General features: G+C 37.2%; 27 protein-coding genes. 25 read left to right on the top strand and 2 right to left on the bottom strand.

The genetic code is table 11. The features are described 5' to 3' along the window. Positions 1-11: 11 nt before the first annotated feature. From mobH to RB151_RS08475, 17 genes are all read left to right on the top strand, one after another. Positions 12-2513 (top strand): MobH family relaxase, encoded by a 2502-nt coding sequence (gene mobH / locus RB151_RS08555; RefSeq protein ID WP_048607620.1) that lies wholly within the window; start codon positions 12-14, stop codon positions 2511-2513. After that, entirely contained in the window at positions 2510-4423 is a 1914-nt protein-coding gene (gene traD, locus RB151_RS08550) for a conjugative transfer system coupling protein TraD (RefSeq protein WP_048607619.1), read from the top strand. The genes mobH and traD overlap by 4 nt, the downstream gene beginning before the upstream one ends. Next, the gene (locus RB151_RS24275; protein ID WP_048607617.1) at positions 4424-4774 is read left to right on the top strand and encodes a hypothetical protein; all 351 of its coding nucleotides are present in this window, start codon (positions 4424-4426) and stop codon (positions 4772-4774) included. Between the two features lie 11 nt (positions 4775-4785). Further along, on the top strand, positions 4786-5445 hold the full coding sequence (locus RB151_RS08540; RefSeq protein WP_048607615.1) for a DUF4400 domain-containing protein: 660 nt from the start codon (positions 4786-4788) through the stop codon (positions 5443-5445). Between the two features lie 82 nt (positions 5446-5527). After that, the gene (locus RB151_RS08535) at positions 5528-5809 is read left to right on the top strand and encodes a hypothetical protein (RefSeq protein ID WP_048607613.1); all 282 of its coding nucleotides are present in this window, start codon (positions 5528-5530) and stop codon (positions 5807-5809) included. Then, entirely contained in the window at positions 5806-6597 is a 792-nt protein-coding gene (locus RB151_RS08530) for a DsbA family protein (RefSeq protein ID WP_048607612.1), read from the top strand. The genes RB151_RS08535 and RB151_RS08530 overlap by 4 nt, the downstream gene beginning before the upstream one ends. A 21-nt stretch (positions 6598-6618) precedes the next feature. Next, positions 6619-6903 carry a type IV conjugative transfer system protein TraL gene (gene traL / locus RB151_RS08525; protein WP_023159936.1) on the top strand — a complete coding sequence of 95 codons (285 nt, stop codon included), beginning with the start codon at positions 6619-6621 and terminating at the stop codon, positions 6901-6903. After that, positions 6903-7556, top strand: coding sequence for a TraE/TraK family type IV conjugative transfer system protein (locus RB151_RS08520; protein ID WP_048607610.1), 654 nt, complete (start codon positions 6903-6905; stop codon positions 7554-7556). Before traL ends, RB151_RS08520 begins: the two co-directional genes overlap by 1 nt. Continuing rightward, positions 7549-8550: a TraK domain-containing protein gene (locus RB151_RS08515; protein WP_048607609.1), complete on the top strand. Its 1002-nt coding sequence runs from the start codon at positions 7549-7551 to the stop codon at positions 8548-8550. The genes RB151_RS08520 and RB151_RS08515 overlap by 8 nt, the downstream gene beginning before the upstream one ends. 3 nt (positions 8551-8553) lie before the next feature. Next, on the top strand, positions 8554-9846 hold the full coding sequence (locus tag RB151_RS08510; RefSeq protein ID WP_053083858.1) for a TrbI/VirB10 family protein: 1293 nt from the start codon (positions 8554-8556) through the stop codon (positions 9844-9846). Between the two features lie 16 nt (positions 9847-9862). Further along, positions 9863-10375 carry a type IV conjugative transfer system lipoprotein TraV gene (gene traV / locus RB151_RS08505; RefSeq protein WP_023159932.1) on the top strand — a complete coding sequence of 171 codons (513 nt, stop codon included), beginning with the start codon at positions 9863-9865 and terminating at the stop codon, positions 10373-10375. Positions 10376-10505: 130 nt separating this feature from the next. Next, positions 10506-11270 carry a thioredoxin fold domain-containing protein gene (locus RB151_RS08500; RefSeq protein ID WP_048607605.1) on the top strand — a complete coding sequence of 255 codons (765 nt, stop codon included), beginning with the start codon at positions 10506-10508 and terminating at the stop codon, positions 11268-11270. Beyond that, on the top strand, positions 11270-13756 hold the full coding sequence (traC, locus tag RB151_RS08495) for a type IV secretion system protein TraC (protein ID WP_048607603.1): 2487 nt from the start codon (positions 11270-11272) through the stop codon (positions 13754-13756). The genes RB151_RS08500 and traC overlap by 1 nt, the downstream gene beginning before the upstream one ends. After that, positions 13749-14018: a hypothetical protein gene (locus tag RB151_RS08490; protein ID WP_048607601.1), complete on the top strand. Its 270-nt coding sequence runs from the start codon at positions 13749-13751 to the stop codon at positions 14016-14018. Before traC ends, RB151_RS08490 begins: the two co-directional genes overlap by 8 nt. Position 14019: 1 nt before the next feature. Further along, on the top strand, positions 14020-14535 hold the full coding sequence (gene lepB, locus RB151_RS08485) for a signal peptidase I (protein ID WP_048607599.1): 516 nt from the start codon (positions 14020-14022) through the stop codon (positions 14533-14535). Continuing rightward, on the top strand, positions 14529-15749 hold the full coding sequence (locus RB151_RS08480) for a TrbC family F-type conjugative pilus assembly protein (RefSeq protein ID WP_053083857.1): 1221 nt from the start codon (positions 14529-14531) through the stop codon (positions 15747-15749). Before lepB ends, RB151_RS08480 begins: the two co-directional genes overlap by 7 nt. Beyond that, positions 15749-16804: a TraU family protein gene (locus RB151_RS08475; protein ID WP_048607598.1), complete on the top strand. Its 1056-nt coding sequence runs from the start codon at positions 15749-15751 to the stop codon at positions 16802-16804. Before RB151_RS08480 ends, RB151_RS08475 begins: the two co-directional genes overlap by 1 nt. A 61-nt stretch (positions 16805-16865) precedes the next feature. Here the strand turns inward: RB151_RS08475 and RB151_RS08470 are convergent, their stop codons facing one another. Together RB151_RS08470 and RB151_RS08465 are read right to left on the bottom strand one after the other, a co-directional pair. Further along, positions 16866-17216 (bottom strand): hypothetical protein, encoded by a 351-nt coding sequence (locus RB151_RS08470; RefSeq protein WP_048607595.1) that lies wholly within the window; start codon positions 17214-17216, stop codon positions 16866-16868. 82 nt (positions 17217-17298) lie between these two features. Beyond that, a complete protein-coding gene (locus RB151_RS08465; RefSeq protein ID WP_048607593.1) occupies positions 17299-18057 on the bottom strand; it encodes a hypothetical protein in 759 nt (252 codons plus the stop codon). A gap of 181 nt (positions 18058-18238) precedes the next feature. On the opposite strand from RB151_RS08465, the gene RB151_RS08460 reads away from it, so the two are divergent. The 8 genes from RB151_RS08460 to RB151_RS23320 all read left to right on the top strand — a co-directional run bounded on the left by RB151_RS08460 (position 18239) and on the right by RB151_RS23320 (position 26863). Continuing rightward, positions 18239-18967 (top strand): hypothetical protein, encoded by a 729-nt coding sequence (locus RB151_RS08460; RefSeq protein WP_048607591.1) that lies wholly within the window; start codon positions 18239-18241, stop codon positions 18965-18967. A 130-nt stretch (positions 18968-19097) separates the two neighbouring features. After that, the gene (locus RB151_RS08455) at positions 19098-19595 is read left to right on the top strand and encodes a hypothetical protein (protein ID WP_048607590.1); all 498 of its coding nucleotides are present in this window, start codon (positions 19098-19100) and stop codon (positions 19593-19595) included. A 77-nt stretch (positions 19596-19672) separates the two neighbouring features. Further along, a complete protein-coding gene (locus RB151_RS08450; protein WP_048607589.1) occupies positions 19673-20962 on the top strand; it encodes a recombinase RecT in 1290 nt (429 codons plus the stop codon). 48 nt (positions 20963-21010) lie between these two features. Further along, the gene (locus RB151_RS08445) at positions 21011-22105 is read left to right on the top strand and encodes a lambda-exonuclease family protein (protein WP_071547982.1); all 1095 of its coding nucleotides are present in this window, start codon (positions 21011-21013) and stop codon (positions 22103-22105) included. Between the two features lie 37 nt (positions 22106-22142). Further along, the gene (locus tag RB151_RS08440) at positions 22143-22511 is read left to right on the top strand and encodes a hypothetical protein (RefSeq protein ID WP_048607587.1); all 369 of its coding nucleotides are present in this window, start codon (positions 22143-22145) and stop codon (positions 22509-22511) included. 53 nt (positions 22512-22564) lie between these two features. Then, complete coding sequence (locus RB151_RS08435) at positions 22565-23572, top strand: AAA family ATPase (RefSeq protein ID WP_048607586.1); 1008 nt, start codon at positions 22565-22567, stop codon at positions 23570-23572. Between the two features lie 98 nt (positions 23573-23670). Then, complete coding sequence (locus RB151_RS08430; protein ID WP_048607585.1) at positions 23671-24858, top strand: DUF3150 domain-containing protein; 1188 nt, start codon at positions 23671-23673, stop codon at positions 24856-24858. A 64-nt stretch (positions 24859-24922) separates the two neighbouring features. Further along, positions 24923-26863, top strand: a complete 1941-nt coding sequence (locus RB151_RS23320) for a VWA domain-containing protein (protein ID WP_071547981.1) — start codon at positions 24923-24925, stop codon at positions 26861-26863. The last annotated feature ends 24 nt before the right edge of the window (positions 26864-26887 follow it).

Genomic DNA, 26887 nt, shown 5'->3' with positions numbered 1-26887 from the left:
TCGTGGTGAGTATGAACTATTTAGGTGCAGTTTTTCCCGATATAACAATGCAAAACGGTTCTAATTATGAAATTGCAAATTTAAAAACAGGTAACATTGTTGCATCAAAAAATCCTAAAAATTTAGAGAAGCAGGTTCACCGAATGTTTATAAATTGGTTAAAATCCATACTGAAATCAGGGAAAGATCCCTTCTCGGTAGATGTGTCAACATTGCCAGATATGCAGGACTCACAGCATTCCATACTTCAAAAAGGTGAGATTGAAATTCCGGATGATATTAAATCTCAAATAGAAACATTCAAAATGCCGATTGGATATCCGCCAAAAATTGAAGGATATCCTGCAAGAATCAGCGGAAAACAATTGCTGATTAAAACCCAAGCGGAAATGATCACAAAAATCAAAAGAGAAATGCAAATCGGTGAGCTATTTGATGAATTGGTCATGCCACTACTATGTAATACTGCTGATTTCATACACTTACTACCAGCTTCTGAAGCACATCACCACAGAGCTCAAGGAGGGCTTTTACGACACAGTTTAGAAGTCTGTTACATCGCAGTTAAGCACACAAAGACCACGGACTTTGATAGCAATGAAACCCCTGAAGAACGGTCTGCTAACGCTTTGAAATGGCGTCTTGCAGTGGCTGTAACTGCATTACTGCACGACATTGGTAAACCAGTGTCTGACTATGAAATTTGGGATCAGACTGGTGTATATCAGTGGAAACCTAGTGGAAAAAATCTGTTTCATTGGGCTGTTGAACACGACATAGAAAGGTATTTTTTACAGTGGAACAAGAAAAGACATAATAATCATAGAATTATAGCACCTTCGCTTATTGATAAAATTGTTCCTGCGAAAGTGATAGAACTACTTCAACAAAATAGTAAAAACCTATATTTCAAAGTCATAGAGGCAATTTCTAACAGCGATAACATGGAACAGGCGGATAAAAAAGCAATCAATGGCAATCAGTTGTTTAATATTCTGTTACTCGCAGACCGAGCCTCTGTTGCAAATGACCTCAAATTGACATCAGGTGATGCGATACGCGCTGCCGGTTCTGGTGTATCAACAATTCAGCGTCTGGTTGATACTATGCGCCAATTTATATCATCAGGTCGTTGGACCCCAAACGTTCCTCCAAGTCCGATTTGGTCAACGCCAGATGGGGTCTACATTATTTGGGCTAGTGCCGCTGAAGAATTATGCAAAGAGATAAAAAACCTTGGAATTTTTATCCCACAATCAGCAGATAGTTTAGGTGAGATACTATTAGCTCATGATGTAATCATTGAAGCGCCAAGAGGTTCACTCTATTGGAAGATTGCACCAAAAAAGTTACTCAAATCGGCGTCGTTTATAAAAGATCCAGACACGTTCTTTTACTGCGTGAAATTAGCTTCAGACGAATTACTATTTGGCGAAAATATAAAACCAACACATGCATCTGTTTATGTCAAAAACGAAACGAGTTGGGTTAGTTTTGAACCAAAAACAGGAACTAATGTAGAAATCACAGGTGAAAAAACTGAACCAACTATCGTAAACAAAGATTTTAAGCATCAACCGATTGATATTGTAGATAAAATAATAAATGATACACCTCCAGAATCTGATAATGTAACTAGCATAATGGAAACGCTTGAAGAACTAGCCATTATCGAGCCGGTATGTAATGAACAAGCCGTTGAAGTACCTGAAGTTCAAGTTATAGCAGCATGTGATCTCAAGATACAGGGTGGTGATACACTGCCAGTAGGCAATCCTGCTTCTGAGATAACCCATAAACACAGCCTAGGGTTAAAAGAACGGATTATTGCCATGAGTAAACCGTCAGTAGCACTACCAATGAAATCACTGACTGATATACCAGTAGCTACTCAATTATCTGAGCAGAAATCATTGTTTGCAGACGTGAAACTTGATGACACCGACTCCGTAGAGATTACAACTCAAAAGGGTATGCATAGTGATATCTATATTACAGCTGATCTTCATATCAGAGAGGCTTTTGAAATATATCTATTAGGGCTTTCAAAAGAACAGTTAATTAGCAACATAAATCAAAATCACTTACTGGTTGATGATAAACTCGAAATACCCTCGGCATGGAAAGCCAGAAGCCCTCAAGCATCACGTTCTAAAGATGATGAAGCGCTGGTGCTTTTAAGATCAAATTTCTATCTTGTTTTGAAAAAAGAATTACTCATTGATGTATTTATCATCACAGGATTTTCTGAAATTGAACAAATGTTAAATCCAGCCATTCCTGACTTAGCAACCTCATTAATTGAAGATGTCATATTTTCTATTCACAATGAAAACGACATTTCCGAAAACCAATTTAAAACGATTCAATATATAGAGCTGAGTCGGACTGAACTTATTGAAATATCTGCTAAGTTGGGGGTGTCTCAAACGACATTCAAACAAATCATGGCTGTTAGTTTTGAAAGCTACAACAGCCATTTTGGACTTCAATTTATGCGAGAAAAACAATGAGTGATTGGAAACATTTAATGCCATTTCGTACTAACTACGAGATGTATGAAGTTTGTGGGTGGGGAACCGGTGTATTAGCTACGGTAGGTGTTGGTGCATATCTCTCAATGCCTTTTACTGCTACGCTATCTGCTGCTGCGATACAAAGCATTTTCGCCATGAAATCATTACCAAATGCAATTAAAATTGCAGTCTTGCATAAAAACCTGAAAACCAGACCAGCTCCTACGTTTACTTCAGCCTATGATGTTGTCAAAGAAATGATGAACAATCGCGACACGACATTGATAGGTAAAGGATTTACATGGCGGCATGAGCATGGTCAACGGGCGTATGAAATTTTAAAAAGCGGTGTTGCTGACAGGTTTTTACCCGATGATCATGAAAGCATGGGACATGGCTGGATTCATAAATTAGGGAATTCAAATGAGTGGATCAGCGTACCTGATGATTTAATGACGCTACATACGTCATTAACTGGTACTACGGGTTCCGGTAAAACGACTCTTTACAAATTACTTATTCTGCAAGCCGCTTTAAAACGGCAACCTCTTATTCTCATTGACCCTAAAAATGATGAGGAACTTGCGGATTACATGTATAAGTGCATGAAACTAATGGAACGAGAAGATGATTTTTATTATCTTTCCATTGCACACTTGGATAAATCCAACCGGATTTCACCAATATCAAATTATTCCAACTCAACTGAAGTAGCCAGCCGTATTATTTCTGTTATCCAGAAGGCTGATAACACAACTGATCCATTTATTTCATTTGCGACAATGACGTTGACAACTATTGTGCAGTTGATGAATTTCGCAAACGTAAAGCCTACTCTTGTAAATATAAAAGCACAGCTTGGTACTAATTTGGGTAATTTTGCTGAATTACTTGTTAAAGCAATCGACAAATTAGGATATGAGCTATTTCCTGATGTATACGACTCACTTCTTGATCGTAGATTAGAACATCAATCAATGACTAGAACGACAGGAACTATCGAGAACCATGCCGGAATAAGAATCACTATCTATCTGAATGATATTGCAAAAATTAAGGAATATACATTCATTAAAAGTGGAATTGACCTATTTCAGCATAATCGTGAACATTTCCAAAAAATGATATTAACAGCACTACCTGTATTAAGTATGTTAACTAGTGATGGGTTAGATGAAGTATTGTCACCGTCCAGTGAGAATATTGATGATGAAAGAGTCATTACTAATATGAAAGATATCATCAATACAAACGGAATGATGTATTTAGGGCTTAATTCTCTTGCCGATGGTGATAAAGGAAACGCCGTTGGCTCAATATTTCTAAGCGATATCACTGCTGTTGCGGCTGATATTTATAACTATGCCAAACCGCGTGGTGAAAAGAAACGCGACACAAATATTCTTATTGATGAAGCTGCTGAAGTTATCAACGATCAGGTTATTCGGCTTCAAAATAAAGGGAGAGGGGCAGGGTTTAAGTTATTCATTGCCTCACAGTCTACCACTGACTACGTTGCAACCCTTGGCTCTGAAGCGAAAAAAGAACAAGTTAGTATAAATGCGAACCATAACATTGCATTACGGACTATCAATATTCAAGGTCAAAAAGATTTAATAGAAAGAATACCAACTACAAATTTCAAGTACATCCAAAGAGGGCATGGTACGAGTTCGGGGGAAGATCCAGAAAAAATCACCGGAAGTATTGGTGAGCGATTGATGGAGGTTGAGAGTGAGTTATTTCCTCCACAACTATTAGGAAACCTCCCAAATCTAGAGTTTTGCGCTATTTTAAAAGCGGGGAATATATGTAAAGGTCAAATTCCAATTGTACAATTACCAACCAGCGAAAAAGAAGTATTAAAGTTAAAGATGCTAATCAAAGAATTTAATAAGGCACGTTAAATGGATAATATTGTCCCAGAGTATGAGTTTAGATCCAATGCAAGCGACATATATTTTGGTCGTTTTCTTCTCCAGTGGAATATTTGTAGCCGTCAGATCATATTAATGCTTCTATCTATGAAGGACACTGAATTTGAAACCATTTTCTGTGACTACTTCAACGAACAAATTGAGAAATATTATCAAAGAAAAAAAACTGATTTGAAGATTTCAGATTGGGACAATCTAGCAATAGTCATTTCAAAATCCATAGTTTTTCTTTCAAAGTTAAATAACACTTCGCCTTTAGATGAATATCACAAGTATAAATTCCCTGAAAGGTTAGATAATAGCGTTATTTCCAGTTTCTAAAGAGGTTATTAATGTCAGCCGATACACAATCTAACGGTAGTTCAATTAAAAAACTGTTACTTACGGTAACAGTTTTACTCATTATCATGTCATTGTTTATCCCTGCTGAATGGTATAAATCAAACATGGTTAGCGAGTTAAAAATGGGCGAATTGATTACTGGTAAAAGTGGTTTTCATAGCCAGATTCTCCCATTTGCCAATGAGTTATATAATGACTTTTTTGTTCAAACCGGTATCAACTCTGCATTAACAAATTACTATGCACCATTGCCAGTGTCAGTTGACCCGCTGGAGCAAACGTTTAACAATATAAGTGGGATTTTCTATCCATTTTTCATTAACTTAGCGAAAATGATAAATTACCATAACTATATGATTGTGTATCGTATGGCTCTTTTATCATTTTGGTTGCCGTTCTTTTGTATCATTTTAGTACCCTCACTCATTGCCGGTGTTTGCAGATGGAAGCGGAAGCAATACGACTTCTCATATGTATCACCCTTTTTAAACAGACGTAGTATGAAGCTCATAGGGTTGACTGTTTTCTTGGTTGCAGTATCAATTTTGATACCACTGCCCGTACCACCAGTTATAAATGCAGTCATGACATTATTTGTCATACCTACTTCCATTATTTTAATGATCAGTAATCTCCCTAAGCAAATCTAAAAACAATCATCATTGTTTTAATACCCTTCTGCCAAAAAAAACCCCGATAGATTGGTACATTATGCCTCTGTCGGGGGGTCCTATGCTTAATAAATCCAGTCATTTAATTACGTCAGTTTTAGCGAGTATTTTTGTTTTCAATATCATTACGTTGGCTGTCAATTTTCATTTGTCTAACTCGCTTAGAACATTTAACAGCGATATTTCAAAAGTCACATTGAGCTCTGTCTATCTTGAAGATGAAAGCGAACTTGTATTGAAGTTATTTGAGCTCACTAAAGATGAACTCGAAGCGTCTAATCAAATGCCACAAAGGAAAATGATTTCTCGTAGCGATTTAATAGAACTTGGTCAGAAGAAATGAAAAAAATAACTTTTACACACGTCAGTGTTGTTGCTCTTGCATCGTTAACTGCTTTTACGGGTATGAAAACATACTTTTTAAATGCTGATATGAATGAAATTCAGATAGCAGTTGACAGTATTGAAATACCTAAAATAGCCAATGATGATGATTTGGCGAACTTTTTTAGCACGTATATCGCTGCAACTGGTTATAAACCAACAACCCTAAAAACACCTGAACAAATCTCAGAGAGCAATAAAAGTACACTCGAACAACCATCACCAACGAATGATCGCGTTTACGGGAACATAAATGCACCGTTTTTATTGATTCACTATTCTGATTTTGAGTGTCCGTATTGCGGTCAGGGGTTTCCTGAATTACTCGATTTCGTTGATTCATCCGGCGGTAACGTAGCTCTTGTGTTCAAACACACACTTGGTCATGGTCAACGCTCGCTGTATCTATCAACGTTGACAGAGTGTGCGTATGAGCAAAAAGGTAATTATGGTTTTTTTGAAGTTGCGAAATTCATTTTCGATTCTCAACGAAGTGGCGGATTTAGCACGCCTATTGCTCAATTAGCAAGTAGTTATAGTCTCGATGAGACAGCGTTTCAGAGCTGTGTAAACAGCAATAGCAGCAACGCGAAAATTTTATTCGATACACAAGAAGCCATTGGTCTTAACTTTGACCGAACTCCAAGCACTATCGTTTCATATCAAGAAAAAGCGGTTCCGTTACAAGGCGCAGTTCCATTAAACGAAATCAAAGCAGTAATGGGACAGTTAACACAAGTCAATTAGTTGATATATAAGGTATTTAAAATGAGTAAGGTAGTAAATATATCTCACAGTGTTGATGATCCACCTAAGCTATTTTTCTGGACCGTTGACGAGCTATTTCCATTCATGGTCATGATCGGTATTGGAGTTTTTACTGGAAAATTATTAACCATGATCGCGGTTGGCGTTGTTCTTAGCAAGATATATGGACGTTTTCTTGATAAAGCATCTGATAAATATTTAGCCCATTTGGTCTACTGGCGATTTGGCATCGGTGACAACAAAATTACATTTATTCCTGATTCATTTGACAGAGAATTCTACTGATGAAATTTTTCAAAATGACAAAAACAGTTTCCAGACTACAGGAAACATCAAAAGTCCTATCACTATCTAATTTATGCACTGGCTTCATTGCGATTGGGTTACTGTTCCTTCTGTATGGAAAGAATGAAAAGATCATAATTGTGCCGCCTAACTTACAAACAACTGGCTGGATTGATGAAAATGAAGGTTCTACGGCATATATGCAATCGTGGGCGAGTTATATCGCAACGTTACTTGGCAATACTAATCCCTCATCAGTAAATTTCGTTAAATCCTCATTAGCGCCGTTTCTTTCTCCCAATAGCTACCAACGGATTATGCTAAGTATTGATGATGCTATCAGTCAGATAAATCGTGACCGTGTATCACTGTCATTTACACCAACTCGTATTTCAACAGACCCGAAAGCGAAGGGCGTCTACTTTGTCGAGGGTTCACAAGAAGTTAAAAGTGTGACAGGAAGAACTACGACTAAGACAGTTCATTACATTGTCACAGTTTATATTCGTGGCTATAAGCCCGTTATCGAAGATATTCAATTAAAGAATGGTGATGCATATTTGCCGACGTATGAGCAGGAAGCAAACGGCGGTGTGTTACCAGATGATTCACAGTCTAAAGATATTATTGAAGGAAGTAGAGTAAATGATTAATTATCAGGCTAAGTTCAATTGTAAGGTTCTGCTTCTTTCACTAGCTTTGAGCTCATTCGCTTCAGCGAAAACCATTTCTGTCTATGGTCAGGATCAACAACCTTCAGGCGGTGCTGAGAATCAATCCAGCTCGATTAAAGAGATTGCTTCAGACGACTTAAATATTCAACCGGTGCCATCGTCTGTCATTTCATCAAAAGCTAAAACTAATTCCCGTATGACATACACAATTCGTTCAGGTGAAAACACGTTAATTCCAGTCTCATTAGGACAACCTAACAGAATTGTTACACCGTTTTCAGAACCGGTTGTTCAAACGATAAAAAAGAATGAAATAAAAATAAGACAGGAGGGTAATGTAATTTACTTTACTGCATTCAAAGATAATCCTGTTGCTATGTACATCACGAATAAAGGTGATGAAAGTAAAGCAATTTCACTATCCCTGCACCCACAAAAAAGACCGCCTGTTGAAGCAACTCTACTTTTAGAAAAAGACGATGAAAACGTGGCTGTATATAACAGTGGCAAGTATTACACCCCTACAGCCTCGGGTAATAAGGAAGTCGCAGATAAATGGGAAAAAAGTGATTCATACACTCGCACAATCACTAAATTACTAAGAAATGTCGCATTGGGTGATGTACCTGCTGGCTATGAAATTATGGGGATCAACAATGCAGGTATTTCTGTACCCAATTGTGCGTTCAGAACAAATAGCCCACAAGATAATATCAAATACACATTTAGCGAAGGACAGTATCTGTCAGGCAGTAATTTCGGCGTAATAATTGGGGTTGCTAAAAACATTGGTAACACAACCGTCACTGTTGATGAGTCACTGTGTACACATCCAAGATTAGCTGCAAGAGCTCTATGGAGCAATAACACGTTAGAACCGCAGCAATCGACTGAGGCTTACTTTGTGATTCGTAAATCTAATACGTCAGAGGAAACTCGTTCTGAAAATTCTCGCCCACGTCTAGCGGAGTAATGCATGTCTATCAAAGACCAATACGAAAACCTGAGCCCAAAACAGAAAAAACTTGTCTTATGGGGTGGTGGTGGAATTTTACTGGTAACAGCTTTGTATTTTTTAACCAGTGAACCCGAATATCAGACCGCTGCATCAGCAGTGAACAACAAACCGGTGACAAACTTGCTCACCAACGCTGACACACAGGGAGTTAGTCAAGAATCAATTGCCGCTGATTTACGTCGAATTGATGACCGAATTGATAGTCTATTATCCGTACAGGAATCGTATAAAAAGGAAGTTACACAACTGTATGCTCAACAAAAAATATTAGAAAATCAAAAAAATGATCTCTCTGCTGAACTAAAGCAACAGCTTGATAAGCAACTGAAAGAGAAGATTAACACGCCGGATTATACGAATAGCTTTTCCAACACCGGCAGAACTTCAAGTCAGACAGGGGGCGGTCGTAACCTGAATGATGTTTATGAAAATGATATACCGTACAGTCCGAACACAACACAGGAAGCAAATACGTCTGGATCAGATGAAGAATACCCTGAGCTGACTACCTATGATGGTACAAATAATCACGACTCAGAATCCAAAGCGAATAATACATTATCAAAATCCGAAACGGATGCAAATGTGAACCCTGAACTGGAAGGAACGTACTTACCGGCTGGCTCTATTATTTCCACAGTTGCTTTGTCAGGGATGGATGCACCCACAGCGAAAGCGGCAAGAGAACACCCTTATCCAATGTTAGTGCGTGTGAAAAGAGAAGCAATTTTACCTAATAACTACACCGCGGATATTCGTGATTGTGCAATTATTAGCAGTGGTTATGGCGAGCTATCATCAGAACGTGCCTACTTACGCAGTAACACGATCTCCTGCATCAGAGAAGATGGGGCAGTTATTGAAGCAACCTTTGATTCGTATGCCGTCGGAGAGGATGGGAAAATCGGTATTCGTGGGCGCTTAGTAACAAAACAGGGGCAATATCTTGCGAAAGCGCTTATTGCAGGATTTCTTCAAGCTGGCTCGGAAATGTTCAGTGTTCAGCAAATTCCATCTATCACGTTAACACAGGACGGAATAGGACCAACTCAGTCACCTTATCAACAAATTAACAGCAATAAGGTACAAGGTGCAGCAATGAAAGGCGTAGGCAGCGCACTCAACCGGTTAGCTGACTTTTACATGGATATGGCACAAGACCTGTTCCCTGTAATTGAAATTGACCCTGCCAGATCAATAGATTTTGTTGTCACAAAAGGCGTTCAACTTCAATTCAGACAAACCAATTAAAATACGGACTTACTCTATGAAATTTTTACTATTGCCACTGATGGTTTTAACTACCCTTTCATTAACCGCCTGTTCATCTCTTATGGTCGGTGAAACAGAGTTTGGCTGTAAAGGTATGCCTAATTCAGTAACGTGTATGAGTGTTCGTGACGTACACAAATTGACTGATGGTGAAAACTATCAAGAAAAAATTGATACTGTTTCTCAAATGCAGCTCAACGGAGAAGTAGTAAGCAAAAGCGATATGGATAACATACTCAAATCAGAAAACAGTAAATGGGTTGGTACAGAGTCTGGACAATATGTACCTGTGCCAAAACCTGCGGCAAACCCACAACCCATTAGAAGCGAGTCGATGGTAATGCGTGTTTTAATCGACCCATACGAAAACACAGATGGAGATCTTATCATCACAGGGTATGTCTACACGGAGATATCGCCTCGTAAATGGGAAGTCGGTGTTTCTCGTCCAGATCGCAAGCACAATGCGGTTCTCAAACCACTACAAACACCAGATAACCGAAAATAACTGGTGGTCAGCAACAATTTTAAAAAGGACTTTTTAAGTCCTTTTTTTATTGCCAAACAAGAAAAGAAATTTTTCAGATGTGAAAGAATCACAATCCACAGATAAATACGCAGATGGTGCAGGATTCAAAATGAAAAATAAGATACACCTTAGTTTAATATCATTAGCTTTAGCTTTCACAACCGCACACGCTCATGCGAACTATGCTGATATCGAAAAAACAAATACACAGACTGTTTTCAATCAAGAAGCATTAAAAGCACATCCCACAAAAACGCCTGATATTCCCAAATTTCTATTACCAAGCAACGGGATAATTGCACTTAATAACAATGGTAATTTACAGCTTCTTACATCGAATGGGCGATTTGTTATCAAGGGAACTTTATATGATACATGGGCGAAAAAAGATTTAACCTCGTTTGAAGAAATTCAAAAGTTTGGATCAATTATTCCTGTAAAGAACCTCAATATTAAAATGGATGATTTGCAGTCTGCAACGTGGGGAAAAGGTCCAAAGCAGACCATTATTTTCACTGACCCGTTCTGCGTTCAGTGCCATGAAACTTTACAGCAACTAAATAATCTGGACCCTGAGAAATATACTGTTCATGTACTTTCCGTAGGCGTTTTAAACAGTAATAGCCAGCAACGCAATTTTGAATTGTATTGTGCAAAAGACAGATACAGAGCTGACAGAGCAATCATTACAGGGAATAACAGTGTACGTTTCGATCAAATTGAAAACTGTGACCGTGAGGCTTTGATGAAAAGGGAAATTACCGCACAAGTTTTTGGTGTGAGTATGATCCCTTTCATTATTCGTGACGATGGAACTTACAACGTAGGTAAACCAGTTGAAGGGTTAAAGTCATTTTTGGAGAGTGGTAAATAATGGCAACAGCTACTATCTTAAAAAAATTGCAAACCTTTAAGCGTTTTTCATCTTTATGTCCAGTTTTAGCAATTCATGACGATGATAACATTTTTATTTGTGAAAATAACTATATCGGTTTTGGATTTAAATGTATTCCCTTGTCTGGTACAACGGGAAAAGAGCTCTCTCAATTAAAAACGCTTTTATCAGGGTATTTCCCGAATAGTACCGTTATTCAGATATCTTTGTTTGCCTCACCAAATATCAGCCACATTGCAAATAGATCTGATTTCTTACGCATGAATTGTCAGAATCAGGTTATGAAAACGACGAACTTAAAACGCTCACGTTTTCTGCTGGCTCATACATCGAAAGCGTTTAGCGGCACTAATACAAAAGCTCGTAACTGTGAATTGTACTTTACTGTCAAAGTGCCTATTAAAAATGATCTTTCTCCTTCACATAATGAATTAAATACTGTTAAAGAGATGCAGGGTAACTTTGAAACCACTCTTAGAATGACGGGTTTCGCACCTCAGCAACTTACAAGAGAAATATATCTTACCGCTATCACTTCAATGATAAATCAAGGCAGTAATGCGACATGGCGCGACAGAATGCCGATTGAAGTTGATGAAGATAAAATGATTTCGGAACAGCTACTAGAACTAGATAGCTTGTTTTTCGTTCGGTCTAATTATGTCGGTTTCGGCAATCCAGAGGATGAGAGTAGTAAAACAGACACAAACACTACTTTTGCAAGAACAATTTCAGCTAAAAAGTTGCCTCGCAGATTTCAAGAGGGTTCGGCTCAGTATTTTTTAGGCGATTTGATGAACGGTGCAACCGGTATAAAAAACCCCTGCATCATCAACATGACACTGGTTTATCCAGACCAGCAGAATGCTAAAAGTACATTTACATCAAAACGTACAGTTGCTACACGCAACGCAGATGGACCATCTTCAAGATGGGTTCCATCAATGAAAACCACAAGTTCGGGATTTGATGTTTTGGCTCAGAAAATTGATGATGGACAGCCAATTTACAAAGCTGCCTTTTCTGTTTCAATTTTTGCCAATTCAGTTCAACAACTTAATCAATCTGTACAGGAAGCAACTAGCTACCTTAACAATTTATCTTTCAAAATGATTCCCGATGTCAATTTCGTCGCACCGATATTTCTAGGCACACTGCCATTATTTTATGAAGCAAGTGCTGACAAATTTTTCGGTCGCTCTCGAACTCTGGCGGTGGAAGAAGCACTCGTTCTTTCTCCACTGTATTCAGATTGGCAAGGAACTGGTAATCCGGTTCTGACTCTTACATCAAGAAATGGTCAGGTCCAGACAATGGACTTTTTCCAAAGCGATACAAACTACAACGTATGTATTGCCGCATCATCTGGCTCAGGTAAATCATTCTTAACTAACTACATTATCTCTGCATACCGTTCACTAGGGGCTAAGATATGGGTAATTGACGCTGGCGACTCATATAAAAAACTGTGTCAGATGTTTGATGGTTCGTATGTGGATTTTCATCCATCGACCAAACCATGTCTTAACTTCTTTGAAATTATTGAAGATTACTTTGGTGAAGATGAAGATGCAGATGAAGGAACCGGTGAAGAAGATTTAGTTATTGGTTTGCTGTCAGTGATGGCTGCACCACAAGACGGTTTAGGGGATTTTGAAACATCCCGTTTGAAAAATCATGTTGCCAAATTAGTTAGGGAACATGGTAAAGAAACAACTATCGACATGGTAGCAGACTCCTGCAAAAACGATCCTGATCAGCGCATTAAAGATATCGGTGAGCAGTTATATCCGTTCACAAAAGAAGGTCAATACGGCAAATATTTTACCGGTAAAAACAATATCTCGTTTGATAATCCGTTTACTGTACTTGAGTTGGGTCGCATTGAAAAATCCGAACACCTGAAACAAATCATTCTGATGCAATTAATTTATCAAATTCAACAGGATATGTATCTAGGTGATCGAGATCAAATGAAGATTGTAATCATTGATGAGGCATGGGCTTTACTAACAGGAAACATCGGTGCATTTATCGAAAAAGGGTATCGCCGGTTCCGAAAATACTACGGTAGTGCTATTACGATAACTCAATCTATCAATGATATGTATAAAGACCGCGTTGGTCTTGCTATCACAGATAACTCCGCATTCCTTGCCATGCTAGGACAAACAGAATCTGCGGTGAACAAAGCACGAAGGGAAGAACGTTTACCGCTCGATGAAGCTGGTTACGAATTTTTGAAAACAGTAAAAAGCCAAGCGGGTATCTATTCAGAAATCTACTTTATGAGTGCTATGGGGGGAGGAATTTGCCGGTTCATTGTCGATAAGTTTTCTTACATGCTTTACACAACAAAAGCATCTGAAGTACAGGCGATTGAGGATAAATTGAAGAAGGGGCAAGACGTCATTGAGGCAATTGATGATTATTTAATAGAACAGGGGTACGGAAACGATGATTAAAACCGTTTTTTTACCGATTTTGTTCGGGTTTATCGGTGCGGGTATTTACTCGCACTTAAAGCCACCAAAGCCACTGGTGGCACAAATTGCTGTGATAAACATGAGTAACCCTGACGGGAGTATCAAATCCCCCCAAGAACGAGCGGTAATACAGCATAGAGCTGACATTTTGAAAGGCAAAGGTTTCATCATATTCAATCAATCAGCGCTTCATACGGCTCCTGACGGCGTATACATCAGTGGAAAGCTAAAAGATAACTGATATGCACCTGAAGAAACTTTATAAAAGAATTTCAAAGAAAAAACGGGGATGGGGGCGGCAATCTCTTTATATGTTGATTATTGTCGCCACTGTCGCACCTGCAAGCCATTACATACTTAATCGTTTTTCAATTGGGATTGATCCGCAAAACTACCCCTGCCTCCCTGAACACAGAATTTATCTAATTGACAAAATGGATAAAGATATTCAGAAAGGGAAAATATTTGCTTTTCGGTCTGAATACATCAGTAGCATTGCGATCAAATTTATAGACGGTGTAGCTGGTGACAAGGTTAGGGTCAATCCTGAAGAAACCACTGTCAATGAGCTGATGGTGGGTGAAGGACTTCTATTAGCAAGAGAATCTGGTCATACAGAGCAGGAATTACAACGTGAAGGGATAATTCCTGCTGGTCACATCTGGCTAATGGGTCGAACTAAGGTCAGTTTTGACTCACGGTATTGGGGCGTACTCCCCATAGAAAATGTGATCGGGAGAGCATATCCGATATGGTAAAAAAGAAAGTTACATTATTAATTTCTCTATTAACACTGTCCATTACATCCAGTGCAAATAGTAAATTAAATATGGTTACTCCATATACAGAATCCATTCCTACTGTCGAACGAGCTACTGATACAGACATGGCAGATTTGGAAAAACTGAAAGCAGTGGCAGCGGCACAAGCTGAAGTTCACAGAGAAGCAACGCGCCAGCTTATCGCAGATAAAAACGTCATGGCAAATCAGGCTATTAACAAGCTAACGACTGATGAAGGTCAGATACTGAAGGAGATGATCAAAAGTCAGAATGAAAGTGGAAATTTCAACCAACAGCAAAAAGGTAATGTATTTTACATATTGATTTCGGCAAGTCTTAAAGATACTGAAGTAATTGATATTATGCGGTCAGTATCAGGTCGTAATGATGTAATCCTAGTTGTTCAGGGAGTTAAAAATAAAGATTCACTGGTCGATGAAATAAATCACTGGCATAAATTAATTCGCGATACGAAGTCAGAAGTGAATTTCACAATAGACCCGAACATTTTTATCAAATATGGTGTGCGAACCATTCCGACTATCATTCATGAAAATGATGGTGAATTTGTATCTCTGGTACATGGAATTTCCAATGTTAATTATCTCGATAACAAAACAGGGAATATGGGTGTGCAAGGACCAGTTGTTGAGGTAATTGAACGTAATATGCTGGATTTAATTGAAGAAGGTATTAAAAATCTAGATTTCGAGAAAATGAAAAAGGATGCCTATAACCGATACTGGAAGAATAAAGATATATACAAATTCCCTGAAGCTCTAAAAGATAGCACCCACTATGTAGACCCAAGCGTTGTGATACCACAGGATATATTATCTCCAGATGGACGCATAATTGCCAAAAAAGGGCGAGTAAACCCTATGGACGTTATCCCGTTTAACTTGAAGTTAATTTTTTTCAATCCTGCTTCAGAATGGCAACGTGTATTTGCACAACAGCAATATCAAAATGCCAAAGAAGAAAACTTAATTCCTACATTAATTGCAACTGACGTTTATGGGAACGGTTGGGAAACATTTTCCGACAGCAATTTATATGGTGATGATGCCACTTTATATTTTATTCAAGAAGGCATGAAAGAGCGTTTTGGGATTCGTAATGTTCCAAGCATTGTAACCGGTGATGATAAGCAATTTATTGTTAATGAATATGCAGAAAGGAATTACTGATGAATAAATTTAAATTGTTATTATCATCTGCACTCCTGTTAACTTCGTTAAGCTATGCAGAAAGTGTACAAAATAATAATACTGGATCATTCACATGCAAGGATAATGAATTTTTAACAAAGGGCAAAATGTTTACTGATGTTTGCTGGAGTTGCATTTTTCCGATAAAGATATCAGGAGCTAATATTGGACCTAGCGGTGATATGCCTGATGATGCCGCAAAGGGCGTATTCTGCGCCTGTCCTGACGGATTAGGGGTTTATCACGCAGGGTTGTTAACTGGAGTGTGGGAACCTCGCAAAATTATGGAAGTTACGCGAGTTCCTGGTTGCTTCTCTACGATGGGCGGGTTAAAAATCAATGTGGGGAATAAATACAGTTACGGTACACAGGTATCAGATACAGGTCATGAGATAGACACGAACTCTGGTATCAGTTTCTATCACTATCATTACTACTCTGCTCCACTGTTACGTATATTAGATTTGTGGTTGCCGAAAGGTTGTCAACCAGACGCATACAGTGACTTTGATATCATTAGTTTTTCAGAGATTGACCCAACTTGGCATAGCGCAACTCTGGCATTCTTCCAGCATCCTGAGTCCGTAGCGGTAGCAAATATAATTGCACATCAAGCGTGTACAATGGAATCTGTTGCCATTACTGGCGGCGGAAAGCCGATGAACAAGCTGTGGTGGTGCGCCGGATCATGGGGTGGTCAATATCCGTTAACCGGTTCAACATCATCAAGAGACACACCTAGGACAACCAGCTTGACCGCAGCAAAATCATTATCACTTGAACACCGCAGAGGGCTTGCACGTCTTACCGTAGGTCGTGAAGTGGCTTGTAAACCTCGTGTTTACCCAACTATCCCCAAACAACAATATAAATTTAATATGGTTTATCCAACACCAGAAACAAAGAGATCACACGTTCTTGGTGAAACTCCTTACAAGTGGCAAGGAGGATCATTCAGATACCCTACGGGGTCAGGGCAAGAAAGTACGTATATGATTTTTCAATGGATGGACTGTTGCCGTATAATTTTATAAAAAAAAACCCACGATTAGTGGGTTTTTTTAATCATGGTGAAAATAAACCAAATTATTATACTTATTTATTTAATCTTTCATTATACGCATCAATTGCATTATTATATTTAGATGTTGATACATTATCAAAGACCCCATTACATTCTATTTTATTAGTGTTGGACTCTAAAAACCCATTGGATATATTTGATTCTATTAATTTACATTGCTTCACATAATATTCCCCTAGCAAAACCTTTTCTTCATAATAAACAGCTTGTGAATATAATATAGCTGCAAGCACAAGTGGAATTAATAATAACCGACGATTAATATAACTCCCATTATCTTTAGAGATTTTATAAAGATAGTAAAAAAATAAAGCAATATTAAAAACAACACACCCAATAGCTAAATAGTGATAGGTATTCATTTGCTTACCATTAATTAGGTTTCAATTGTAGTTAAATAAAGATGATCCTTACGACCATCTTTAGTCAACCTGATATATTCAATTAATCATTTTCAATTGCGCTATCTGACACAGGTTTATCATCACGGACTGCCTTCTTCTTGGCATACTCAATCTCCAACCGCTTCATTGTTTCACCATGACGAATGATTGTGCTAAAGATGCCTCGCATACGTTTATCAGCGGTGCTTTGCGTTTCAAGAATCTCAGGCAATGGCACTAAAGAATAATGTCGGCAAACATCAAGATACTTAACTACAAGATCGAGAGTCTCTAACCCTACACACATTCTAGTTGCAAAATAAGTACGATTTTCAATAGTCATATCGCGAGGGGTAGAATAGGTTAATAACTCATATTTATCACCACGTTCATTCCCAACTTCAGATATGACTTGCACCAATGTGAGTTTGTAATTTTCTAAATCAGTTAAATTACTGTCAACAGCCTGATTGAGTGTTTTTATGATAGCAGCAGCACGATCACGTAGTAATTTATCTCGATGCATCAAACAGCGTTCAAGGCGCTGTTCCATCAAATAGGCAGCTTGGCTTGCTACATAGAACCGTTGATGATATGCATCAATTGCAATAGTAGTGTCCAAGTGCATTTTGTATTCAGACGACGGTACAGAAGTTACTTTTTTCCGTCTTGTTTTTTGTGTAGTCGTTGAATCGACAACTTCTTTCTCCTGACTCATATTTTCTCCAAAACCGGTTTCAAAGACCTTCATTATACGTACCAATAAAAAAGATCTTTTCATGATAGCAACAAAAATTGCAATCAAAAAAGGGACTTGCATTCTTAGTTTTTTTGAAACAGAATAGTTCCGTTACAAGTGTCTGATTGACACTACCTCTAGCTATGTTAACTCATAGTTCAATTCAGAGAGATTTCAATAATCCCTCGCTCCCCCGAAGTAGTTTTGACTACTAACGGTTTTAAACTCTCCAATAATACCCAAGTTTACGAAGGTAAATTATATGTTAATCATATCAATACTAGTGATTGGTGTGCTTGTTCACGCCTGCCTGAACTATAAATTCACGGTTGCATACGCTTCAATAATGTTTGCGCTTGTGTTTTTGTGGGATGGATCACTACCAAACGTAGAAAGTTTTAGCACTAAAAATCTGGTTTCGATTGCTATCAGTACAACTATCTTCATGATTTTGTATCTGAATAAACGCAATAGAGATCAGCTAAATAGACGAAAGGCACATTTTCGCAATGCCGATGATGTGAACCTATATCCAAACGCTGAAGTTCCAACTTCACACGAGTTAATGATTGCACACGATTGTGAGCAAAAAGACGACTCAAGCAATAATTATCCGGAAATTTGCGCCTCAAATAGCGATAGATTGGATAGAAACGAAGCACAGCTTTCATCTTCTAACGACTGTCGAAAGGGTTCTCACAAAGAATACCACGGTATTTTACGTGATTTCGGAGTAGCGCACTACCAGTTCAAACCTCAAAACAGACGGTCCTATTACGTTCGTATTGATGAAGATATCATTTGGGGTTTAGGTCTGGCAGATGCAATTGCTAACTCAACGGTGCAGAAAGGTGATTTCATCACTCTCAAAAAAGAGCGTGAAGAAGTTGTTGAATATGCCCGTATAATTGATGAGTCAGGAAACCGACTCGGTAGTGAGAAACTGGCAGCTCCCAAACGGAGATCTTTCTGGTTAATCACAACTGTTTAGCATCACGCTTAACAGTCAAGGCTTTTCTACGCCCTAATAAAATATAATCAATCATTGAATATACTTTATTCAAAAACTCTGAGCTCATAGTTTTAATTATGTGTCTCTTATTAAATAAATAGGTGAAAATATGTGTGAATTATCATTCTCAGGTAAAATAAATATTATTCGCTCGACTCAAGTAAAAGACAAAATAGTTTATGATGTCATGCTTGAAGATCAAAGTGCTTACTTTCATATAGTTTGTAAGGACACCAAACTTGCAGAGATATTATCAAATGCAAAAAGCAATGATACGATATTTGCAAAGGGTGAGGTTAAATTAAAAGAATCTGTAATTAACAATATTGTTAAAGAAAGATTCTATATTCTTCCATTTATATTATCAATCAATGGCGTTAATACTTATCAAACGAAATCAGAGGTTGAAATAGATGAAGAAGCAAGACAACAGCGCGTTAGAAGTTTAGAACGCATCAGAGAGTTAACGGATATATTAAACTTTAATAAATCCAGAAATTCGCTTGATGAATCAAATAAAAAATTGGAAGAAAATAAATATGATAATAATCAGCTATTGTTAAAAAGCCAATTATTAAGTTCATTAGATAGTAAAAAATCTATTTGAACTAATATTCATCAATTCCAATTCAAACAATAGCCGCTATATGCGGTTTTTTTGTTTCTTAAATAGGTATCTTATATATGTCATCATCGAATATAGTTCAAGGTAGCAAAGCTGTTTCTAACATAATTGCAAGTTTAAAACCGAAATTTACTGAGAACTCCCTTAGTGAAGCATCGTATTTTAATGAAGCAATTTTTGCTAAGAATCAGATTGATAACAACAAAAAACTAATGGCGATTGCTATTAATAATCCCGCTAGTTTTAAAACTGCATTTTTACAGCTTGCAACAACGTCACTAACGTTAGACCCTGCTCAAAAATTAGCATACTTAGTACCCAGAGATGAGCGTGTTATTCTTGATGTCTCGTATTTGGGGTTAATAAAAATGGCTATTGAAGCTCAAATGTGTAAAAACTTAATTATAGATTTAGTTTTTGAAAAAGATAAGTTTGAGTTCAATGGCAGACGGACACCACCAACACATCACTATGACCCTTTTGCAGATGTTGGAAATATTCTTATAGACCAATTCGACAAAGGCTCAATCGGTGAAAGAGGTAATTTCAGGGGGGTATATGTTGACTACCTTCTGCATGACGATACTCACTTGATTTACTTCATAACCAGACGTGATATTGCAAGTGCCCGTTTAAAATCTGCAAGTTGGCTGTATAGTCCTGATAAATCTCCGTGGTCGTTGTTTACTACACAGATGATCAGAAAAACTGCTATCAAATCCTGTATACACTTACTTCCTAACGCTAATCAGGCAATCATGCGAACAATTGATTATCTGAATACAGATGGGGGTGAGGGTTTTACTCAAAATCGTCCTGTTTCGCTCGAAACAACTAGTTATGAAGCTGTACACGCATTTACTGACCAAGACTCAGCAGTAGTAACAGACTCGTCTAAAAACGTGTCTGAGGCTATTGTAGTTGATGTCATTCGTAATGGAGTGAAACGGCGGATTGACAAGCTAGTTGAACGGTGCAGCAAGACCAATGCATTTGAAAGTATGCTTGATGAAATCTCAAATAACTTTGAGTTTAATCCTACAGAAATTGAATATGCAAAGGAAGAATTAATAGCAGAAAGAAAGAATGTATTTAATAAAATACTATCTAATGCAATCCAGAATAATGATTTTAAAGATGTTGATAATTTCATTTCAACTGTTTCAGGCTCAGATCAAGTAGCATTTATAAAAACACTTGAGCAAGTTAAATCTGATTTAGCTTGTTGCCGACAGTTATTCTCTGATTGTAAAAAACAAAGCGATATGGCACCACTTATAAATAAGTTGTCTATTATCGAATTTAAACCGTTATCTGATTATATTTTGCGTACTATTGAGCAGAATTAATAGATATCAACCGGACCCGTAGTTTATCTACGGGTTTTGGATATTAATATGAATAATTTCGATATATATGATCTCATTCAAGGTTCTGATAAATGGTTAAGCTGGAGAAAAACGGGTGTAACAGCTACGTGTACCCCCACTCTTAATCCCGACGTTAAAAATGAGTTCAGCAATACTCCTTACAGCTTATATTTAGAATGGATCGGAGCTATTCCACCAAAGGATTTGTCATGTATACGGCAAGTTGAAGTAGGGAAGCTATCCGAACAGTTCGCCCGACACTGGTTTGAAAATCAGTATGGGGAAATCAGTAGTCCTTGTTGTGTGCGAAGTAGGAAATATCCGCACATGATAGCCTCACTTGATGGACTTATTGAAAATAATGATGTTGTAGAGTTCAAAAATATATCCCCAAAAAACCACCGTTTGTTATTAGAAGAAAAAGCAAAATCTTCAATTTTCAACTATTACAAATGGCAGGTTTATCATCAAATGGTAGTTACTGGCAGCACATATGGGTACTTGGTATTCTGGTCTGCTAAAGAAACACCTCTTGTCTTTAAATTAAAAATTAATGACAAAATAATAAATAAGGTTGTTACCATCACTAAAAGATTCTGGAATTGCGTTAATAACAAAACGCCTCCTGAGTTTGATGTAAATAAGGATATAATTTATTTAAATAGTGATGATGTACTAAAAGAACGTAATATTAACCCTGAAGATTTAATTTCACGCACAAAAAAGTTAGTTGAATTACAATCTGCATTTCAATTAGCACAAAAACAATTGAATGAAGCTAAAGAAAAAGTAGCATCATTTGATGAACAGATAAGAAATGAAATAAAGGTTTTCTCATCTGTATTAAAGTTACAACCTAATGCTCCCTTGAGGCTTGAAGGCTTTGGTATTCGATATTTAGAATCTCACAGCGCTCCACGGTTTTCTTGGAAGAAGCTAAGAGAGAAATTAGGTATCAATGAAGAAGATCATCCTGATTGTTATGGTGAGTCGTCAATTAAAACATCAATAACAAGTTATGAATATCATTCTTCCAATTCAATATCACCTTCTGATAATCATTATGACAATGAAAACCGTCAGAAAGGTGATTCAATAATAGATATATATAATTATTTATAATAACCCTGAGTTTTAATTCAGGCGTTAAGGACTATCAATGAATAATATCATTAATATGACAACTTATGCTGCATCCGATGAACAGAAAAGTTTTGGCGTTATTGATTTAACTCAAGATGAAAATGAAAAACTTCGTATGTTATTACGTGTCACAAACACTGAAAGAAATGATTTATTAAACCAAGCAAATAACATTGCTTTGTTTGCTGATTTCCTAAGTGTTAAATACAAAACAAATAAATGTCTTATTGGTGGAAAATCATTTCTCATTCCTTTTATTACTAAAAGCATGAGAGATTTTGATATTGAAACTTACATGACTAACGTAAAACAAGTAACAACATTTGTGAATGGCGAGATATTAAAAAGTCAACGTCATTGCGGTGTTGTTAATTGTTCAATTTAACAAACTTAAACCTCAAATTAATTTGAATGTTTATTATTTAAATAGGTAAATATATGAACGCTGTAAATAACAGTTTTGATATTAAACGTAACACTCCGGTCGATATGGAATCTTTAGGTATTATTCTGCCTGAGAATTTAAAGGGCAAATATAGTATCAAGGGTTTTTCTAATGACCATCAATTTTCAGAGTATATCCCGAAATTTAATGAGAAGTATGTGTTTGAACCTTCACTCAGAAAGCATGTATTAATGTGGTTTGATAACCCATTAGATACATCACTCTGGATTTCTGGACCTACTGGCTGTGGAAAATCTTCAATAGTTGAGCAAATTGCTGCTCGTATGAATTGGGGATTGATGAAAGTAACAGCCAGTCCTGATCTTGATATGAGTAGCTTACTCGGTAGTTTTCGCCTAAAGGTCGATAAATTAACGGGTGATCAAGAAACCGTCTTTCATGAAGGACCGCTAACCATCGCGTATAAGCATGGGTTGGTTTTTCTGATTGATGAGTATGACCAATTAGAACCTTCCGTAGCTAACTCCCTCAACGGGATCTTAGAGATGGGTTCTCTTGTCATTCCTGAAACAAATGAATGCATTCATCACCATGAAAACTTTAGATTTGCAGTAACTGCAAACAGTAATGGGACCGGTGATATGACAGGAAATTACAGTGGTGTAAAACCACAGAATATAGCCAACCTCGATAGGTTTATGTTTGTTGAGGCTGACTATATGCCCGAAAAAGAAGAACGTAAGCTACTTGCTTCATTTTTGTCTGATCCTGAATCACATCAGTTACTGACGGATGGGCTGATAAAGCTGGCTAACGATGTACGTAAAAGTACATCTGCGACAGTCACTAGCTTCAGTAGTACCGCTATTTCAACTAGAAGCCTTGTGAATGTTGTTCGCCGTTTCGATTTTATGCTTCGTTCTAAACAACCACCGGTAGATATTCTGTTAGATGCATGGCAATTACATATCTCTAACAGAGCTCCTGAAGATGAAAAAATAGCATTGAACGATATGTTTAATGTTTATTTTAAATCTTAATTCAAATCTTATTTTTAATTTTAATTATTAATAAATCGACAAGGTAAATAGATTTATCTATTTGCCTTTTTTAAATATATAAATATGTAGGTGAATTTATGAGCCCAAACATTCTTGAAAATGTAGTAATTTTTTCTCTGGAAGGTATCCGTTTAACTACTGGAAGAAAAACACTTAAAGGTAAAGATATTAAGGTTATTAACACTGGAGATATAGTTCTGCCTCCCGAAACAATAGCCAGCCTCGGAACCAAAAAGGTTATTGACCCTGCAAAAATCAACAAAATGCGTACCTTTCGTACTGGTGCTGATGCAATCTGTTCAAAATATGGTGTTCCATTCTTGAACGGGTATGCAGTGCCGACTTCACTTGCAAGTCACGTAAGGCAGCAGCTAAATGATTTAAAGGACCAATTCTATATATTCAAAAATGAGTTTTTATCCGCTATATCAACTGATTTTCTTTCATGGTTAGATAAAGAAGATGAAACTGTAAAAAAACTGTTTGAGTCCGAAGTTATTGACGTCAAACGGTTAGATGAAAAGCTACAATTTGGTTTTTCTTCTTTCAATATTTCACCCTTTGGTGAAGGCGAGTCAGAAGAAAAAGTACAAAGCCTTAAAGAATCTGTCCTGCTTGATGTTGTTGATAGAATTTCTGAGTTACGGGAACGTGGCTCATACAATGCATCAAACATATCTCAAACTACACTCAATACGTTACGAGAAGTTGCAAGTAAGCTGAAAGGATTAGCTGTATTAAATCCAGATGCTGGCAGTTTAAGTGATTATTTGAGTAACTTTATTTCAACGTTGCCAAGCGTTGGTAGATTGTCTAATGACGAATCAATTGCCGTAACAACACTTTTTATTACGTTATCAGACATTAAAACTTTGAAACAGTTAATAAACTCCACCAATTTGAACGATGTATCAGATGTGGAATTAACTGTTTTACCACAAACTACAAACAACATTGATTTATCAACTGCCATACCAACTTCAGTACCTGTAACGGGTAATACTGATAGTGATTTCATTGAAATTATAGTCGATGAAGATGATGATGCTGAACCAACAGAAAACGATTTAAACATTGTGAATGTCGCCGAAAACTCACAAACGGTTACAGTGCCGAATGTGAGTCAAGATGTTGTAGAAAATACGACACCAACTCCGACACCAATTGATGTTCAATCAGAACCTGAAGTAGTTTCTTCGGATCTACCTGTAAATTCATCCTTTAGTGTTGAAGATGAAAATCAGGATGTTCCATTTTTCTACTAATAATATGGGAAACCAAACTAACGCCTGAATTTATTCAGGCGTTTTTATTTAAATAGGTATATATATGAAACAATTAAGAAGTGCAGCCTCATTAGCAATCGTTGCTAATGTATTAGCTGGCAAATTTGACATTTCAATTAAGTTTACTACTGACGAAGCGTATTGTGGTGTATCTGAAAGTGGTAAATATGAAATAGGGATTCCTTACACAACTGATACATCTTTCGGTAATATTTTGTTAGGTTTTTTAATTCATGAAATTGGACATGCCAAATTCACTGATTTTTCATTTGTTGCTCAAACAGGCAATAAATATATTAGTGTATTAGAAAATATTTGCGAAGATATCTGGATTGAATCAAAGTTAGAGCATGTTTATGGTGGTGCCAAGTATTACTTGGATGCCGTCAGACAACATGTTTTTACAGAAAAACCTATTAACTCCGTCATTTCCATTGAGGAAAAAATAACGTTTTTCATAAACTATGTTTTACTGCATGGTAGAAGTAAATACAACGGAGTCGTTGTTAACAACATTAACGAACTAAAACTTCAATTCATTTCAATCTTTACCATAGCAATTTCTGACAAGGTTGATAGATTATTAGAAATGGTGCTTTTATCCACAACTACTGTCGATAACAATCTGATTGCCAAAAAATTATTCATTGTTCTAGCAACAGCCCTTCAGCTCAAACCACAAGATACGTTACCTCCCTCTAATGGTAGCTCTGGCGATGCTGGTAACTCTGAGGGTAATGACCCTGATGGTTCCGGTAACTCTGAAGGTAATGACCCTGACGGTTCTGGTAACTCTGAGGGTAATGACCCTGATGGTTCCGGTAACTCTGAGGGTAATGACCCTGACGGTTCTGGTAGCTCTGAGGGTAATGACCCTGACGGTTCCGGTAACTCTGAGGGTAATGACCCTGACGGTTCCGGTAACTCTGACTGCTCTGGTGTGGGTGAAAGTTCAAATGGACCTAATGACGTCAATGTTTCAACCGAAACTGATACTGACGACTTAGATTCAGATCCAGAGAGTTTTAACGATATTTTTAAGGACGTTTCATTCGATAGTGTAAATGAAAATGTTATTCAAGATATAACATCTACAATCTCGAATACGGAACAACTTAAAAAGGATATGAGTTCCAAGGGAATAGTTAATGATTTTTTTAACGTTGCGATTATTAACACAGAGTGGAAGAAAAATTTTAATCAAGCCACACAAACAATAACTTCACTTGATATTAAGAGAAGTTTGAATACAGGATGTAGATTACGCCGGTCATTTGAAAAATTAGTCCATGATAATACTACATCCACTTCACGGTTAAAGGAGCAAGGCGCAAGAATTAAATCCAGTAAATTAGCAGGTGTAAAAACGGGAAACACTAACATTTTTAAGACTAAAAGTGTTATCCAAAGCCCAAATTGTGCTTGTTCTATTTTACTTGATACTAGTTCCTCAATGCATGAATACCACTTTGATACATCCCGTATTCGAGCTGCATTATCTTCCGTCATTGCAGTATTGGAAGGGTTAAATATCACAGGTGTTTCAACAGCTTGCTATGCATTTCCTTTTTACGTTGAAGAATCCAATTCACTACTAGTACAAACGATGAAGCCAAGATATACACCGCTTCGCGCAAGTATTTCTCAAGGCGTTTTTACTCACAAAGGATGTTTAGGCTCTACTCCATTGGCTGAAAGTTTGATTCCCGTAATAAGCGAAATCGCTCTATCAAGGGAAAAGAAAAAGATGATTTTCATTATCACTGACGGAGAACCTAATGATGATAATAAGACTCAAGAAATCATCAACTCAGCAACAATCGAAGGAATAGAAGTCTGTACCTTTGTATTGAACGAAGATGGGACAAACGAAGCCTATTTCAAGAGGATATTTGGTAAAAACACTATATTTATCAATAAATTCAATGAAATTGAGCAATCCATACTTCAAATGTGTGCGAATTTAATAGTCACAGCACGATAGTGAAAGGTTACTTTTCGCGTTGTT

Origin of the sequence: Providencia rettgeri, from assembly GCF_001874625.1 — a bacterium.
Lineage (GTDB): Bacteria > Pseudomonadota > Gammaproteobacteria > Enterobacterales > Enterobacteriaceae > Providencia > Providencia huashanensis.
This window is presented reverse-complemented; position numbering and strand designations above follow the sequence as displayed.